Annotated in this window: 10 protein-coding genes and 1 pseudogene; 8 read left to right on the plus strand and 3 right to left on the minus strand. The window is 64.0% G+C overall.

Translation table 11 applies throughout. The features are described from left to right. From WC739_RS07255 to WC739_RS07275, 5 genes are all read left to right on the plus strand, one after another. Nucleotides 1-4,196 (plus strand): translocation/assembly module TamB domain-containing protein (locus tag WC739_RS07255; RefSeq protein ID WP_372952342.1); only part of this gene is annotated, 4,196 nt, incomplete at its 5' end. Nucleotides 4,197-4,460: 264 nt separating this feature from the next. Beyond that, on the plus strand, nucleotides 4,461-6,113 hold the full coding sequence (locus WC739_RS07260) for an ABC transporter substrate-binding protein (RefSeq protein WP_372952343.1): 1,653 nt from the start codon (nucleotides 4,461-4,463) through the stop codon (nucleotides 6,111-6,113). Between the two features lie 221 nt (nucleotides 6,114-6,334). Further along, nucleotides 6,335-7,369 (plus strand): ABC transporter permease, encoded by a 1,035-nt coding sequence (locus WC739_RS07265; RefSeq protein WP_372952344.1) that lies wholly within the window; start codon nucleotides 6,335-6,337, stop codon nucleotides 7,367-7,369. A gap of 12 nt (nucleotides 7,370-7,381) precedes the next feature. Continuing rightward, a complete protein-coding gene (locus WC739_RS07270; protein ID WP_372952345.1) occupies nucleotides 7,382-8,539 on the plus strand; it encodes an ABC transporter permease in 1,158 nt (385 codons plus the stop codon). A 47-nt stretch (nucleotides 8,540-8,586) separates the two neighbouring features. Beyond that, nucleotides 8,587-10,923 (plus strand): dipeptide ABC transporter ATP-binding protein, encoded by a 2,337-nt coding sequence (locus tag WC739_RS07275; protein WP_372952346.1) that lies wholly within the window; start codon nucleotides 8,587-8,589, stop codon nucleotides 10,921-10,923. Between the two features lie 18 nt (nucleotides 10,924-10,941). Here WC739_RS07275 and WC739_RS07280 read toward each other — a convergent pair whose 3' ends face one another. After that, nucleotides 10,942-11,532 carry a transglycosylase SLT domain-containing protein gene (locus WC739_RS07280; RefSeq protein WP_372952347.1) on the minus strand — a complete coding sequence of 197 codons (591 nt, stop codon included), beginning with the start codon at nucleotides 11,530-11,532 and terminating at the stop codon, nucleotides 10,942-10,944. Between the two features lie 217 nt (nucleotides 11,533-11,749). Between WC739_RS07280 and WC739_RS07285 the strand changes: the two genes are divergently transcribed. Then, a complete protein-coding gene (locus WC739_RS07285) occupies nucleotides 11,750-13,288 on the plus strand; it encodes a trimethylamine methyltransferase family protein (RefSeq protein WP_372952348.1) in 1,539 nt (512 codons plus the stop codon). A gap of 23 nt (nucleotides 13,289-13,311) precedes the next feature. Next, nucleotides 13,312-13,473 (plus strand): annotated as a pseudogene (locus tag WC739_RS07290) (glycine cleavage T C-terminal barrel domain-containing protein); the annotation flags it as partial. Nucleotides 13,474-13,490: 17 nt separating this feature from the next. Here WC739_RS07290 and WC739_RS07295 read toward each other — a convergent pair. Further along, a complete protein-coding gene (locus WC739_RS07295; RefSeq protein WP_372952349.1) occupies nucleotides 13,491-13,880 on the minus strand; it encodes a DoxX family protein in 390 nt (129 codons plus the stop codon). A gap of 200 nt (nucleotides 13,881-14,080) precedes the next feature. Between WC739_RS07295 and WC739_RS07300 the strand changes: the two genes are divergently transcribed. Beyond that, nucleotides 14,081-14,569: a hypothetical protein gene (locus WC739_RS07300; protein WP_372952350.1), complete on the plus strand. Its 489-nt coding sequence runs from the start codon at nucleotides 14,081-14,083 to the stop codon at nucleotides 14,567-14,569. A gap of 27 nt (nucleotides 14,570-14,596) precedes the next feature. On the opposite strand, the gene WC739_RS07305 is transcribed toward WC739_RS07300, so the two are convergent. Further along, nucleotides 14,597-15,373 (minus strand): VOC family protein, encoded by a 777-nt coding sequence (locus WC739_RS07305; RefSeq protein WP_372952351.1) that lies wholly within the window; start codon nucleotides 15,371-15,373, stop codon nucleotides 14,597-14,599. Between the last annotated feature and the right edge of the window lie 85 nt (nucleotides 15,374-15,458).

Consider the following 15,458-nt stretch of genomic DNA (forward strand, 5'->3'; position numbering starts at 1 on the left):
CCACCATCGCGCTGACCGGTCTGGTCAACGAACAGGCACTCGACATCAAGGCGGCGCTGGTGACGAGCGACGGCAAGCGTTCGATCAATGGTTTCCTGGTTTCGCTGGGCGACAACAAGGTTTCGGGTGATCTCGCGCTGGACGACAAATTCCTGCCCCAGGGCACGCTGACGCTCGCCGCGCCAGCCATCGACCAGCTGGCTGCCCTTGCCGGGCAAGCCGTGACAGGCGACATCAATGGCACCATCAAGTTCGGCAAGGAGGGCGAAGCGCCCTCCGTCGCCATCGATGCGCGAAGCACGTCGATCGCGCGCGGCGAAGTGACGGCCAAGGCCATCACCGTCAATGCACTGATTGCGAACTATCTGAAGGCGCCCGCGATCGCCGGTTCGATCAAGGCCGACAGCGTCACCTCGGGCAGCACGCAGATCGGCGCCATCGGCGTCGACCTCAAGCGCGACGGCAACTGGACCAACTTCACCGGCGGAGCGACCATAGCGGGCATTCCGGCGACGGCCGCCGGCCGGGTCAGGATCGCCGACGGCATCACCAGCGTCGAGATAGCCTCGGGGGACGCCACGGTTCGCGGCATCAAGGCGGCAATCGCTCAACCTTCGGCGCTGAGCATCGCCAATGGCACGACCAGCATCGAAAGGCTGGCGCTCGATGTGGGTGGCGGCTCGGTGACCCTGTCTGGAACCGCCGGCGAGACGCTCGACCTGGCAGCGGAATTCTCCGCACTGCCGGCGGCGCTCGCCAATGATTTTTCGCCCGGCCTCGATGCCGTTGGCACGCTGGGCGGCACGGCGCGCGTGACCGGCTCGCCGGCCGCGCCCGATGTCCGGTTCAACGCGCAGCTGACAGGGGTCGAGACCAGCCAGACGCGGCAGGCCGCGCTTGGCCCGCTCGCCGTCGACGCGGCCGGCAACTACACCATGGCCGGTGGCGTCGCTCTCGACCACGCGACGCTGAGCGGAGACAAGATTTCGGGCAAGGCCGCCGGCGCCATAAACCCGAACGGCGCCAGCGACTTCACGCTCGACCTCGCATCCACCGGGCCAAGCCTGCCGCTGACGCTTGGCAGCGCGGAAAGCCCGATCAAGCTCGAACTGCAGACCCTTTCGGTAAAGGCGGCAGGGGAAGGTGCGCGGCCGCGGCTCGACATTTCGGCGACGCTGCCCTCCGTCGCCACCAAACTGGCCAGGATCGAAGGCATGGCGGTCGCGCTGCATTCCGAAGCGTTCGACCTCAAGGCTCGGACCGGGCCGATCTCGGCCACGGTTTCGGCCGACAGGATCGGCCTCGACAATGCGACCATCGCGCCGCTGATCGCCGGCAAGGTCACGGCGAAGGTCGCCGGCAGCCTTGCCGCCGACGCGATCACCATCGACAGCGGCTCGGTGACGAGCGATGCGCTGAACAGCGGCTTCACCGGTCGGGTGTCCCTGGCGGACGGAGCGATCGACCTCAACCTGAAAGCCGACGCGGCGTCGGCGGCGCTGCCGGCGGCCGCTCGTGGCGTCCTTGGTGAACGCACCGAACTCAGCGCGACGCTGAAGCGCGACGCCACGGGAAATGTGAATGTCGATGGGCTGAAATTGACGTCGGGTGCGCTGACCGCGCAGGGGCAGGCGAGCCTCGCCGACAACAAGGTGGCCGCCGACATTTCGGGCTCGCTCACCGATATCTCCTTGCTGTCGAAAGACGCCAAGGGCGCCATCGCCTTTGCCTTGAACGCGCAGGGTCCGGCAACGGCGCCCGACCTGTCGCTCACCGTCAACAGCGACCGGCTGCTGGTCGCGGCGCGCGAGATCACCGGACTGAAGCTGACGGCCACGGGCAAGGCCGATTCCGCCAACCCGGCGGCGAATGTGCAGCTTACCGGCAATGTCGCCGGCCAGCCCCTGCAGGGCAGCGCGGTGCTGGCGACGGCTGACGGCAAGAGCGCCATCAACGGCCTGCTGCTGTCGCTGGGCAAGAACAGGATCTCGGGCGACCTGGCGCTGGACGAGAACTTCGTGCCTGAAGGCACGGTCTCGCTCGACCTGCCGGATATCGGCCCGCTGGCGGCGCTGGCGCTGGAAAAGGCCGAAGGCGACGTTCGCGGCACGATCGCATTTTCGAAGAACGGCACCGGACCGCAAGTCGCGATCAAGGCCACCACGGCATCGATCTCGCGCGGCGACCTGCAGGCGAAGGCTGTATCCATCGATGCGCTGATCGCCAACTATCTGGCTGCCCCGGTGATCTCCGGAAAGGTCCGTGCCGAGACCGTTACCTCGGGCGGCACGGTGATCAGCGGCATCGATGTTGACCTGAAACGCGACGGCGACTGGACCGGCTTCTCCGGTGGAGCGACGGTCAAGGGCATTCCCGCCAAGGCCGCGGGTCGCGTGAGAGTGGTGAACGGCACCACGACCATCGAACTCGCTTCCGGCCAGGCAACGGTCCAGGGCATCAAGGCAGCCATCGCCCAGGCCTCGACCGTCACCATCGCCAATGGCATGACGACGCTCGACAGGCTGGTGCTCAACCTTGGCGGCGGCACGGCGACGGTGACCGGCAAGATCGGCACGGCGCTCGACATCAACGCGACGCTTGCACGGGTGCCGATGTCACTGGCCAACAGTTTCTCGCCAGGCCTCGATGCCGCCGGCTCGATCTCGGGCACCGTCAAGGTGACCGGCGCGCCGGCCAGTCCATCGGTTGCTTTCAACGTCGATGCTTCAGGCGTGCAGACGTCGCAGACTCGGGGCGCTGGCATCAGCGCGGTGAGCGTCGCGTCCTCCGGCACCTTTGCCGCCAACAAGCTGACATTCAACGCCACTGTCGGCGCCGGCGGCGGGCTGGACCTCAAGGGCGGCGGCACGGTGACCACGTCTGGCACGCCGGCCCTGGTGCTCGACTTCAACGGCTCCGTGCCGTTCGGCATCCTTGCCCAGAAGCTCGCCGCACAAGGCCTGTCGCTGGCTGGAACGGCCAAAGTCAACGTCCAGGTGCGTGGTCCGGCGACCTCGCCGGTCATTGGCGGCAACGTCAGCACCGCCGGCGCGCGTCTGGTCGATGCGCGTTCCGGCCTCGCGGTCAACGATCTCACGGCCGATGTGTCGATCGGCGGCGGCGTCGCCAGGATCAACCGGCTCACCGGAACCCTGTCGACGCGCGGCAGCCTGTCGGCCAGCGGCACGGTCGGTATCGATCCGGCGCAGGGGTTTCCGGCCAACCTCTCGATCAAGCTGGTCGACGGCCGCTACACGGATGGAAGGGTGGTGACCGCCAATCTCGGCGGCGACCTGACGATCAAGGGCCCGCTTATCTCGGCGCCGGTCATCGCCGGCACCGTCAATCTCGCCAAGACCGTGATCACCGTTCCTGACAAATTGCCGGGCTCGCTGGCGGCGCTCGACGTCAAGCACAAGAATGCGCCAAGCGCCGTCAGGGCGCAGGACAAGGCGCTGCGTCCGGCGACGACCAGCGGCGGTAAAAGCGGCAGTGGTCTCGCCCTCGATGTCACGGTCAACGCGCCGAACCAGATCTTCATCCAGGGCCGGGGCGTCGACGCCGAACTCGGTGGCTCGCTGAGGCTGACCGGTCCGGCCTCGTCGCCGCAGGCGGTCGGTACCTTCACGCTGCAGCGCGGGCGGCTGTCGATCCTGGGCAAGCGGCTGACCTTCACCGAAGGCACGGTCGGCTTTTCCGGGTCGCTGGTGCCATACCTCAACCTGACGGCGACGACGACGACCGGCAGCACCACCGTCACCATCGTGGTGTCGGGCGAGGCCAACAACCCCAAATTCACCTTCTCCTCGGTGCCGGCATTGCCCGAGGACGAGGTGCTGGCCCAGCTGATCTTCGGGCGCTCGATGTCGAACCTGTCGCCGCTGCAGATCGCCCAGCTCGCCGAAGCGGCCGGCCAGCTGGCTGGCGTCGGCGGCTCGACCTCGCTGCTCGAAAATCTGCGCAGCGCGATCGGCGTCGACGATCTCGACGTCACCACCGACGACCAGGGCGGCACATCCGTCTCGGCCGGCAAGTATCTGAACGACCGCACCTATGTGACGATCCAGAAGGGCGACAAGCCGGGCTCGGGCAAGGCGACGATCGACCTGAATGTCGGGCGCGGCGTCAAATTGCGCGGCGAGGCCAATGATGGCGGCGAGGCCAAGGGCGGCATCTTCTACGAGAAGGAATATTAAGGCGATGGCGATGTCTGGCCTCACCGGACATGAAGGCTGGCGCTGTTCCAATCCCGGCGAATGGCTCAGTTTAACGGCGTTCGGAGATTCAAACGAATAGTGCGGCGCAATAGCAATTTTGCGCCAAGACTGTCGTTATCACGCGAACCGCCCCCCTTCCAAAGTTGCACATTCTCTAAACATGTTCCCAATCCATGCGGTCTTTGACATGATGGCCTGGATGCGGAATGTTAAAAGGCAGAAAGCCAACAATGGGAGTTAGTCATGACGATCTACAAGAGTAACGGCGACCGCGTTCCGGATCACATCCTGGCCATGGCCGAGGAAGCCAAGGCAGGCAAGGTCGATCGCCGCGAATTCCTGGCGCTCGCCAGCGTCTTCGGCGCGTCGACGGCGATGGCCTACGGCATGCTCGGCCTCGCCGACCCGACGCCGGCCAGGGCCGAGGAAGTCAAAGGCAAGAAGGGCGGCACGCTGAAGGTCGCGCAGTGGATCAAGGATCCGAAGGACCCGCGCAAGGCCGATTGGTCGGAAATCGCCAATGCCGAGCGCCAGGCGCTCGAGCCGCTGGTCAAATACACCACCGAATACACGTTCCGTCCCTATCTGCTGGAAAGCTGGGACGTGAACGACGACGCCACCGAATACACGCTGCATGTTCGCAAGGGCGTCACCTGGTCGAACGGCGACGCCTTCACCGCCGATGACGTGATCTTCAACCTGAAGCGCTGGGGCGACAAGAAAGCCGAGGGCAATTCCATGCCCGGCCGTCTCGGCTCGCTGGTCAAGGACGATAAGCTCGACGAGAGCGCGGTCACCAAGAAGGACGATCACACGGTCGTGCTGAAGCTGGCCAAGCCCGACATCGCGCTGATCCCCAACATGTGCGACTACCCCGGCCTCATCGTTCACAAGAGCTTTGACGAGAAGGGCGGCGATTTCAAAGCCTGCCCGATCGGCACCGGTCCGTTCGAGCTCGTGTCCTACGACGTCGGCCAGAAAGTGGTCTACAAGCGCCGCGAAGACAACAAGTGGTGGGACGGCGAAGTGTTCCTCGACGGCATCGAGTTCATCGACTACGGCACCGATCCGGCGGCCATGGTCAGCGCTTTCGAAGCCGGTGAAGTGCACACCAACTTCGAGACCTCTGCCGACTATGTGTCGATCCTTGACGGCATGGACCTTGTGAAGTCGGAAGTCGTGACGGCGGCGACCATCGTTTGCCGCACCAACGTCAAGAACAAGCCCTACGACGACCAGAAGGTGCGTCAGTCGCTGCAGCTTGCCGTCGACAACAACGTCGTTCTTCAGCTCGGTTACGGCAATGCCGGCACGGTCGCTGAAAACCACCATGTCTGCGCGATCCATCCGGAATATTACGAACTGCCGAAGATCAAGCGCGACCCAGCCAAGGCGAAGGCGCTGATGGCGGAAGCCGGCCAGGCCGATTTCGAGCACGACCTCATCACCGTCGACGAGGATTGGCACAAGAACACCGGCGACGCCATCGCGGCGCAGCTGCGCGACGCCGGCATCAAGGTGAAGCGCACGGTGCTGCCGGGCTCGACGTTCTGGAACGACTGGACGAAGTATCCGCTGTCGATGACCAACTGGAACATGCGCCCGCTCGGCGTGCAGGTCCTGGCCATCGCCTACCGCACCGGCGAGGCCTGGAACGAGGCGGCCTGGTCGAATCCGGACTGGGACGCCAAGCTCAACGCCGCGCTTTCGGTCGCCGATGCCGCCAAGCGCAAGGAAATGATGAAGGATATCGAGCAGATCCTGCAGGATTCCGGCATCATGATCCAGCCGTACTGGCGCAAGCTCTTCAGCCATTCGGTCAAGGCGGTGCAGAACTACAAGATGCACCCGACCTACGAGCACGACTACGGTAAGGTCTGGCTCGACCAGGCTTGATCGGACCGATGAGGGAAGGGGCCACCGGTCCCTTCTCCCGCTCTTGGCATCCGTCCCTGTTGGTCCGCGCTTCTCGAAAAGTCGCGGGCTCGCGGGCAAGGTCATGCAAGATAACAGAGTTGATCGCATCCGAAGGCCTGTTTGACAGCCAGCCCAGCCGGTCACGGCCGGGTTGGCTTTCGTAGCCGGCTCAATCCCCAACCCATCGGCAGGGGGCCGCCATGCTTTCCTTCGTTCTCAGGCGTCTTGGCACCATGGCATTGACGATGCTGTGCCTGACCATGGTCGTGTTCTTCCTGATAAACCTCGAACCCAACTTGAAGAAGCTGGCGATCAGCCAGACCGAGATGCATACATCGGCCGACCAGCTCGAGAGCTGGCTGGCCAATCATGGTTACCGGCAGAACTTCTTCGTCCGCTATGGGCAGTGGCTCGGCGTAGTGCCAAAGCAACCGGTGACGGACCCGGCTACCGGCAAGCCGGCGCAGCGGTTTTCGTTCTGCAATGACCCGGTCGTGCCGACCTTTGCCGGCGTTCTCGAGGGCGATTTCGGCTGCTCGACCAAGTTCAAGAACACCGTGGCCGCCAAGCTGTTCCCGGCGCTCGGCGCCACCGGGATCCTCATGTTCTGGGTGCTGGCCGTCATGGTGCCGATTTCGCTGCTGATCGGCATCCTGGCCGGCATGCGCGAGGGATCGCGAACGGATCGGGTGCTGTCGGTGGCGTCGATCGCATCGACGGCGACACCCGAATATGTCTCGGGCGTCATCTTCACCGTCATCTTCGCCTCATGGCTCGGCTGGCTGAATGGTTCGGCGGCATCCGCCAGCCAGGGCATCACCTTCTACAATTTCACGCTGCCGGTCATGACGCTGGCCATCTACGGCATAGGCTACATCGCCCGCATGACGCGCGCCTCGATGGTCGAGGTGATGACGCAGCAATATATCCGCACCGCCCGATTGAAGGGTCTTTCCTTTGGCAGCGTGGTGGTGAAACATGCGCTGCGCAACGCGCTGATCGCGCCGTTCACGGTCATCATGCTGCAGTTCCCCTGGCTGCTCACCGGCGTCGTCATCGTCGAGGTGATGTTCCGCTACCAGGGCTTCGGCTACACGCTGGTCGAGGCCGCTGGCAACAACGACATCGACCTGCTTCTCGGCTGCTCGCTGGTCTCGGTGTTCATCGTGCTGATCACGCAGCTCATTTCCGATGTCGGCTACGCGTTTCTCAACCCGCGTATCAGAGTCCAGTAGGAGATCAGGCGGATGCAGGTCGAATATATCAGCGCCGTCAGTGTCGTGCTTGGAGTGCTGTCGCGCTTCTGGCCGGTCTGGATCGCTCTCATCATCGTCATGGGGGCGAGCTTCGCCTACAAGAAGAAGCTGGGGCTCTACGGCCAGCTGTTCGACAGCGGCGTCGGCATCGTCGGCGTCGGCATTTGCCTGTTCTGGCTGTTCACGGCGATCTTCGCCGCCACTGTCGCGCCCTTCGATCCGCTGGCGCAAATCCCGGAGATGAAGGACACGCTGCCGGGCGCCATCGAGGCGAAATCGGGACTTGCCTATCTGTTCGGCGGCGACAAGCTGGCGCGCGACGTGTTTTCGCGCATGGTCTATGGCAGCCAGATCGTGCTGATCATCGCGCCTGCCGCGACGGGGTTCGCGCTGATGGTCGGCATCACGCTTGGCCTGCCGGCCGGCTATTATGGCGGCAAGATCGACACGGTGCTGTCGTTCCTCGCCAACCTGGTGCTGGCCTTCCCGGTGATCCTGCTGTTCTACCTGCTGGTGACGCCGGGCATCATGGACACGCCGATTCCGTACGCCATGGCGGGCGTGTTCTTCCTGTTTCCGATCATCTTCTTCAGCGTGCTGTTCTGGACGCGTTACAAGAACCGGCCCGACCGGCTCTATATCCTGATGGGCCTGACCCTGGTGATCGGCGGCTGGGTCTATCTTGGCCTGGTGTTCGACAAGGACCCGCTGCACATCGTCCATATCGAACCCAACCAGCTCAACATCTTCGTTGCGGTGGTGTTCGCGTCCAGCCCCGGCGTCTTCCGCATCGTGCGCGGCCTGGTGATGGACATCAAGACGCGCGATTATGTGGCGGCGGCGCAGACGCGCGGTGAATCGCCCTGGTACATCATGCTGTGGGAGATCCTGCCCAATGCGCGCGGGCCGCTGATCGTCGATGCCTGCCTGCGCATCGGCTACACAACCATCCTGCTCGGCACGCTGGGCTATTTCGGCCTCGGTCTCGCGCCTGAAAGCCCGGACTGGGGCACGGCGATCAAGGACGCCAGCCGCCTGCTGCGTTCCTTCATCCACCCGGCGCTGCCGCCGACGATCGCGCTGATGTCGTTCGTGCTGGGTCTGAACCTGTTGGCGGACTCTCTGCGTGAGCAATCGATGAAGGACTGATCGCCGGGCTCTGGCCCGCGTCTGGTAAATTTGGATTGGAGCGACCCATGAACGAGGCAGTTCGAAATCCCGGCAAGCCAACCGATGGGCCGATCATCGAGATCGAGAACCTGTCGATCTCCTTCTTCACCCGCAAGGGCGAAATACCCGCCGTCATGGATTTCTCCTGCACGGTGATGCCGGGCGAGGCGATGGGCATCGTCGGGGAATCCGGCTGCGGCAAGTCGACCGTGTCGCTGGGCATCATGCGCGACCTCTCCAACATCGGGAAGATCGTCGGCGGCAAGATCAAGTTCCAGGGCAAGGACATGGGCGATCTTTCCGACGAGGAGCTGCGCGCCATTCGCGGCAACAAGATCGCGATGATCTATCAGGAGCCGATGGCCAGCCTGAACCCGGCGATGAAGGTCGGCCAGCAATTGATGGAAGTGCCGCTGATCCACGACAAGGTGTCGAAGGAAGAGGCCTACAAGCGCTCCCTCGACATGGTGCGATCCGTCAAATTGCCGGATCCCGAGCGCATGATGCGCTCCTATCCGCACCAGCTCTCCGGCGGCCAGCAGCAGCGCATCGTCATCGCCATGGCGCTGCTGTCGAAGCCGGCGCTGCTTCTGCTCGACGAGCCGACGACGGCGCTCGACGTGACGGTGGAGGCGGGCATCGTCGAACTGGTCAAGGGGCTGGGCGAGAAGTTCGGCACCTCGATGATCTTCGTCTCGCACAATCTCGGCCTGATCCTGGAGACCTGCGACCGCATCACGGTGATGTATTCGGGCGAGGCGGTCGAGACCGGAAAGATCAAGGACGTGTTCGACCGCATGCGCCATCCCTATACGCAAGGGTTGTTCCGCTCGATCCCGCTGCCTGGGGCCGACAAGAATTCACGGCCGCTGATCTCGATTCCAGGACAATTGCCGTTGCCGCATGAACGGCCGGTGGGCTGCAATTTCGGGCCGCGCTGCCACCATTTCGTCGAGGGCGTCTGCAACGCGGCAGAGATCCCGATGATCGAGGTGGCGGGGCATGACGGGCATTTCTCGCGCTGCGTGCGTTTCAACGAGATCGACTGGGAGGCGCTGCCGCCCGGCGCCAAGAAGGTCAATGAACGTGTCGTGCCCGGTGCGCCGGTGCTCAAGATCGAGGACCTCAGGAAATACTACAAGGTCGGCGGCAATGAGGTGTTCGGCTCGAGTGAAGGCCGCGTCGTCAAGGCCAATGAGACGATCTCGTTCATGGCGCGCGAATCCGAGACGGTCGCCATCGTTGGCGAATCCGGCTGCGGAAAGTCGACCCTGGCCAAGGTGCTGCTTGGGCTGGAGACGGCAAGTTCGGGCAGCGTGACGCTGGGCAACAAGGAAATTCAGTCGACCAGCATCGAGAAGCGCAGCGTCGACACCGTATCGTCGATCCAGATGGTGTTCCAGAACCCGTTCGACACGCTCAATCCCAGCCATTCGGTGGGCTCGCAGATCATCCGCACGCTGGAGAAATTCAACGTCGGCAAGACCGTCGCCGATCGTCGCAAGCGCATGCTGGAACTGCTCGACCTGGTGAAGTTGCCGCGCGCCTTCGAGACCCGCAAGCCGCGCCAGCTCTCTGGCGGCCAGAAGCAGCGCATCGGCGTGGCGCGCGCCTTCGCCGGCGACGCCAAGGTCGTGGTGGCGGACGAGCCGGTCTCGGCGCTCGACGTTTCGGTGCAGGCGGCGGTGACCGAACTTTTGATGGACATCCAGCGCAAGAACAAGACGACGATGCTGTTCATCAGCCACGATCTGTCCGTCGTGCGCTACATCGCCGACCGCGTCGTCGTCATGTATCTTGGCTATATCGTCGAGCAGGGCACGACCGACCAGATCTTCGCGCCGCCCTATCACCCCTATACCGAGGCGCTGCTGTCGGCGATCCCGATCGCCGACACCAGCGTCATCAAACGTCACATCGTGCTGGAGGGCGACATTCCCTCGGCGATGAACCCGCCCTCGGGCTGTCCGTTCCAGACACGGTGCGGCTACAAGAAGCTGGTGCCGGACAATCTGTGCGAGACCAAGGTGCCGCCGGTCAAGCATCTCGGCGACGGCCATATGAGCCTGTGCTGGCTGTCGGACGACGTCCTGGCGACGATGGAGCCGGTTATCAAGTTCGACAAGGACCATGCAGCCAATGAGGGCGTGCCGGAAGACGCGCCGCATGCCGATGGGCCGGGCTTTGCCGGCACACCGCCTGAGCGGCCGCATGGCAAGCGGGGCGGCGCGGAAGCCGATGCCATAGGCGAGGCTGTCGAGGAGACCGAAGCTGTCTCACGAGCCCGTCGTCACGAAGTCCGCGACGAGGTCTCGGAAACCGGAGGGGCTACGAAGCCCGTCGACGGCGACAAGCCGCACTGATCGGTCGACGGCGGTAAGTCAGTTGCCGCACTGGCTCAGTTGCTGGCCATAGTCGCGCGCCATCTTGTCGGTTGCCCGCGCATAGCCCTGGACGCCCGCGTCGCCACGGTTGCCGCGGCCATAGGCGGTCCAGCCGAGATAATAGGCGAGGTAGAGATTGTAGGTGTCGTTGCGGGCGACGCCGTATGTGTCCGATGTCTTGGAATGGTACCAGCCGACGAAATCGACCGCGTCGGCGAATTTGGTCCGCCGCGCCGCCCAGTTGCCGGTCTCGCGCTGATATTGCGACCAGGTGCCGTCCAGCGCCTGCGAGAAGCCGGTGGCCGTCGAAACGTGCTTCCACGGAATGAAGCCGAGCAGTTTGGTGCGGGGCGGCCGGGCATTGCTCTTGAAGCCGGACTCCTTGCGCACCGTCGCCATCAGCACGGGAACCGGCACACCGTATTTCTGCTGCGTGCGTTCGGCCGCCGACTGCCAATTGTCGAACCAGCCGTCATTCTGGTCGAAAACCGCGCAGACATTGTTGATATGGCTGGGCGCCGTCGCGCAGGCCGACAATGCCAGCAGAACGCCAACCGCAACAATTTTACTCAAACTCGAACTACGCATTGGATGAGCAATAGGCTGAAATCATAAAAGGAATCTTGAGACCGGCGTTAACCCCTCCAGACGCGTCCGCACCGATGATGTCGGTTGTTGGTATTGCGACGGACTCCGTCGGATTTCATAAACAGCATTCTCGTAGATGCCGCCTTGGCTAAAATCGCGCCCGCAAACGACGTATTTCTGACAGCTTGGCTGGTTCGCTGGGGCTTTGATGCCTGGCATGAACGAGCCAAGACGCAAACGCGGCGCCGAGCGCACCAGCAACAGGGGACCGTCGGCGATCCCTCAATTGCCTCCAAGGCGCGTCGTCAATCCTTATCCGCCGATGGCCTTGCTGGCGCCCGACCAGGTCGAGGCGATCCACCAGGCTTCGATGCACATATTGGAGAATTTCGGCATCGAAGTGATGAGCGCGCGGGCGCTGTCGCTGTTCGAGAAGGCGGGCGCGAGGGTTGACCATGCGACGGCGAATGTCCGCATCGACAGGGGCATGGTCGCAGAGGCTTTGAAGACCACGCGGTCAAACTACACCCTGACGCCACGCAACCCGACCAATGCCGTTCATCTCGGCGGCAATACAATCAACTTCACGCTCGTCGCCGGGCCGCCCAATGTGCATGACATGGAACGCGGCCGCCGCGCCGGCAATACGCGCGACTATGCAGACCTCGTGCGGCTGGCGCAGCATTTCAACTGCATCCACATGCTGGGCAACCAGGTCTGCGCGCCGGTGGAGCTGCCGGCCAACTCGCGCCATCTCGACACCTACCTCGCCAATCTGGAGCTGACCGACAAGAGCTTCCATGTCTCGGCGATCGGCCGGGGCAGGGCGCTGGACGGCATCGAGATGATGGCCATCGCGCGCGGGCTGACGCTGGACCAGATGCGCGACGATCCGGGCGTCACCACGATCATCTCGGTCAACTCGCCGCGCCGCTTCGACGAGATGATGGTCGAGGGGCTGATGACCATGGCCGAGTTCGGCCAGTCGGTGGCCGTGACCCCGTTCACGCTGATGGGGGCGATGAGCCCGGTGACACTGGCCGGCGCGCTGGCGCAGCAGAATGCCGAGGCGCTGTTCGGCGTGGTGCTGACGCAACTGGTGCGCCCGGGCGCACCGGTGATGTATGGCGCCTTCACCTCCAATGTCGACATGAAGTCGGGCGCGCCGGCCTTCGGCACGCCGGAAAATACCAAGGCCAACGTCGCCTCGGGGCAGTTGGCGCGGCGCTACGGGCTGCCCTATCGCACGACACCAGGTTCGGCTTCAAACGCCGCCGACGCGCAGGGCGCCTATGAGACTTTGATGGCGCTTTGGGGCGCGGTGCTCGGCCATGGCAACCTCGTCTACCATGCCGCCGGCTGGCAGGAGGGCGGGCTGACCGCGTCGTTCGAGAAATTCATCATCGATGTCGAAATGATCCAGCACATGATGGAGTTTCTGCGCCCGATAGTGGTCGACGAGGCCGAGCTTGCCGTCGCGGCGCTGGGCGCGGTGCCCACCGGCGGCCATTTCTTCGGCGAGCCGCACACGCTGGAGCGCTACGCCACCGCCTTCTACCAGCCGATGCTGTCCAACTGGCAGAATTACGAAGCCTGGCAGGAAGCGGGCGGGCTCGACGCCACGGCGCGCGCGACGCGGCTGTGGAAGAAGGCGCTGGAGGACTATGTCGAACCGGCCATGGATGTCGCCGTGCGCGAGGCGCTGGAGGCCTATGTGGCCCGGCGCAAGGAAGCGATCGGCCAGGGCGAGCCTTGACGGATTTCGAAGGCCGGCGGTGCTACGCGCATCACTCGAAACAGCCGGTCGCTGTCGGGAATGTGCCCAAGGAGATCGCCGACGAGAGCGAAGGCTTCGAAATCGAGTTGCTGGGCAAGCGACACGCCGCGCGCATCCAGGCGGCGCCGCTGTTCGAGGCCAATTTCGAGCGGATGCGGGGTTAAGGTAACCCCGCTCAAGATCATGCCTTGCGATTGTCCAGCGCGAAGGCGCCGGCGCCGGCAAACACAAGATAGAGGAAGATGAAGCAGAAGGAGATCGCCGCATCGCCGCTGTTGTTGACCGGGAAGAAGTCGCGGGGCATGTGCGCCATGAAATAGGCGACCGCCATCTCGCCGGCGAGCACGAAGGCGACGGGGCGGGTGAACAGGCCAAGCGCCAGCAGGCTACCGCCGGCAAATTCGAGGATCGCGGCGGTCAGCGACAGCCCGCCGAGGGCGTGCGGCGCGGCGCTGACGGGGAAGTTGAACAGCTTCTGGGTGCCGTGTTCGATGAACTGCAGCGCGGTCATGATGCGCAGCACGCCGAGCGCCTGCGGCTGGTAGCGGGAGAGGGTTTCGAACAGCTTCATTTGAACTCCAATGTCACCCTCCCGCCCGGCCATAGGCCATCGCGCCAAGATGGACCAGTCACGTCCCTCCCTCCGTCATCAACAATCGGTGACAAATTGTCCCAGTTTTCGGCTTCATGATGCTCACGCCAGGGTTGCATTTATACCGTCATGGTTGTATAGCTGTTGGAGACGTTTTCGAGCAGCTGGGGTCCTTCGCCATGAAAAAAGTCATCATCAGCCTCTTCGCAATCCTTGCAAGCAGCGGTTTCGCCACTGCCGAGGACGCCGGTTGTGAAGCCTTCAAATGGCCGGTGACGCGGGAACAGGCCCTGTTCGCCGCCGCACCGGCAGCATCGTCGGGAACGACATTGGCGGTGGGTGACGCCGCGGACCTTGCGCTGGTCCCGGCGGAGAAGGCCGGTTTCACGCTGCCGCCCGAACGGTCCCCGGCAGAGGGCACGTTCGGTGCCGTCGCCAGCGTGGAGGTGCCGCCCGAGGGAGCGATCCAGATCAGTCTCTCGGGCGAAGCCTGGGTTGATGTCATCCAGGATGGCCACACCGTCAGGTCGGCCGGCTATAGTGGCGTGAAAACCTGCAGGGATATCCGCAAGAGCATTCGCTTCAAGCTCGCCGCCGGCCCGGCCACCGTCCAGTTCAGCGGCGCGAAGAAGGCCGAGCTCAAGGTTGCGGTGCTGACGCCGGAGTGACCAGCGGCCGGGTACCAGAGGGTCGCTTCATCTTACAGGCGCCAGCAAGGCGAAATGCGCGCCCTGCGGGTCCTGGCACTGAATGATCCACTGGCCTGTGGGCACCGCCATCGGGCCCATCAGCACCCTGCCACCGTTGCCCGTCACACGGTCGGCGGCTGCGTCGATGGCCGCTACGTTGAAATAGAACTGCCACACGGGGACGGGAACCTGAGCGGGCTTGTCCATCATACCGCCGCCAAAGTCGGGTCCGGCGGCGAAGGTGCGATAATTTCCCATCTCGCCCATGTCGAAATCGCCGGCCCGGGTCCAGCCGAACTCGCTGGAATAGAAGTCGAAGGCTGCCTTCCAGTCGGTCGTGTAGAGTTCGTGCCAGCCGACATGCCCGGGCGTCGTGGCCGGAAGCGGCGGCTGGTCCGGCCCATTGGGCTGCAGGAACATGAAGGTGGCGCCTTGCGGGTCGGCAACGACGGCAAACCGGCCGACCCCGGGAATATCCGAGGGCTCACGGTGGACGGCACCGCCCGCCGCCACAAGAGCCTCGGTGGAGGCATCTGCATCGGATGTCTTGATGTAGCCGAGCCAGGCTGGCGGCATGCCCGCGCTTGCAGGCCCTTCGGGCATGGTCATCAGCCCACCAACGCCGCCTTCTGCGGAGTTGACCACGATATAGCGCGGCATGCCGGGTGCCTGGTTGAAAGGCTCGGCCTTCCAGCCAATGACGGCGGTGTAGAAGGCCTCGGCCGCGTCGATGTCCGATGTCATCAACTCGTACCAGAAGAAGGGCATTGGCGATTTCGGCATTGTCGGTCTCCTTCGCTCGCTTATGGATCTCTTCGATCCGATCCTAGGACGATCCGCGCGACGAAAATCCTACAAAGTGCAAAGA

The sequence above is a fragment of the Mesorhizobium sp. genome (genome assembly GCF_041661565.1).
In the GTDB taxonomy this organism is placed as follows: Bacteria; Pseudomonadota; Alphaproteobacteria; order Rhizobiales; family Rhizobiaceae; genus Mesorhizobium.

Excerpts from the sequence above, each read along its gene's own strand:
- WC739_RS07270 (WP_372952345.1), top strand. The coding sequence starts at position 7,382 with ATGCAGGTCGAATATATCAGCGCCGTCAGTGTCGTGCTTGGAGTGCTG.
- WC739_RS07300 (WP_372952350.1), top strand. The coding sequence starts at position 14,081 with ATGAAAAAAGTCATCATCAGCCTCTTCGCAATCCTTGCAAGCAGCGGT.
- WC739_RS07285 (WP_372952348.1), top strand. The coding sequence starts at position 11,750 with ATGAACGAGCCAAGACGCAAACGCGGCGCCGAGCGCACCAGCAACAGG.
- WC739_RS07275 (WP_372952346.1), top strand. The coding sequence starts at position 8,587 with ATGAACGAGGCAGTTCGAAATCCCGGCAAGCCAACCGATGGGCCGATC.
- WC739_RS07305 (WP_372952351.1), bottom strand. The coding sequence starts at position 15,373 with ATGCCGAAATCGCCAATGCCCTTCTTCTGGTACGAGTTGATGACATCG.
- WC739_RS07280 (WP_372952347.1), bottom strand. The coding sequence starts at position 11,532 with ATGCGTAGTTCGAGTTTGAGTAAAATTGTTGCGGTTGGCGTTCTGCTG.
- WC739_RS07265 (WP_372952344.1), top strand. The coding sequence starts at position 6,335 with ATGCTTTCCTTCGTTCTCAGGCGTCTTGGCACCATGGCATTGACGATG.
- WC739_RS07295 (WP_372952349.1), bottom strand. The coding sequence starts at position 13,880 with ATGAAGCTGTTCGAAACCCTCTCCCGCTACCAGCCGCAGGCGCTCGGC.
- WC739_RS07260 (WP_372952343.1), top strand. The coding sequence starts at position 4,461 with ATGACGATCTACAAGAGTAACGGCGACCGCGTTCCGGATCACATCCTG.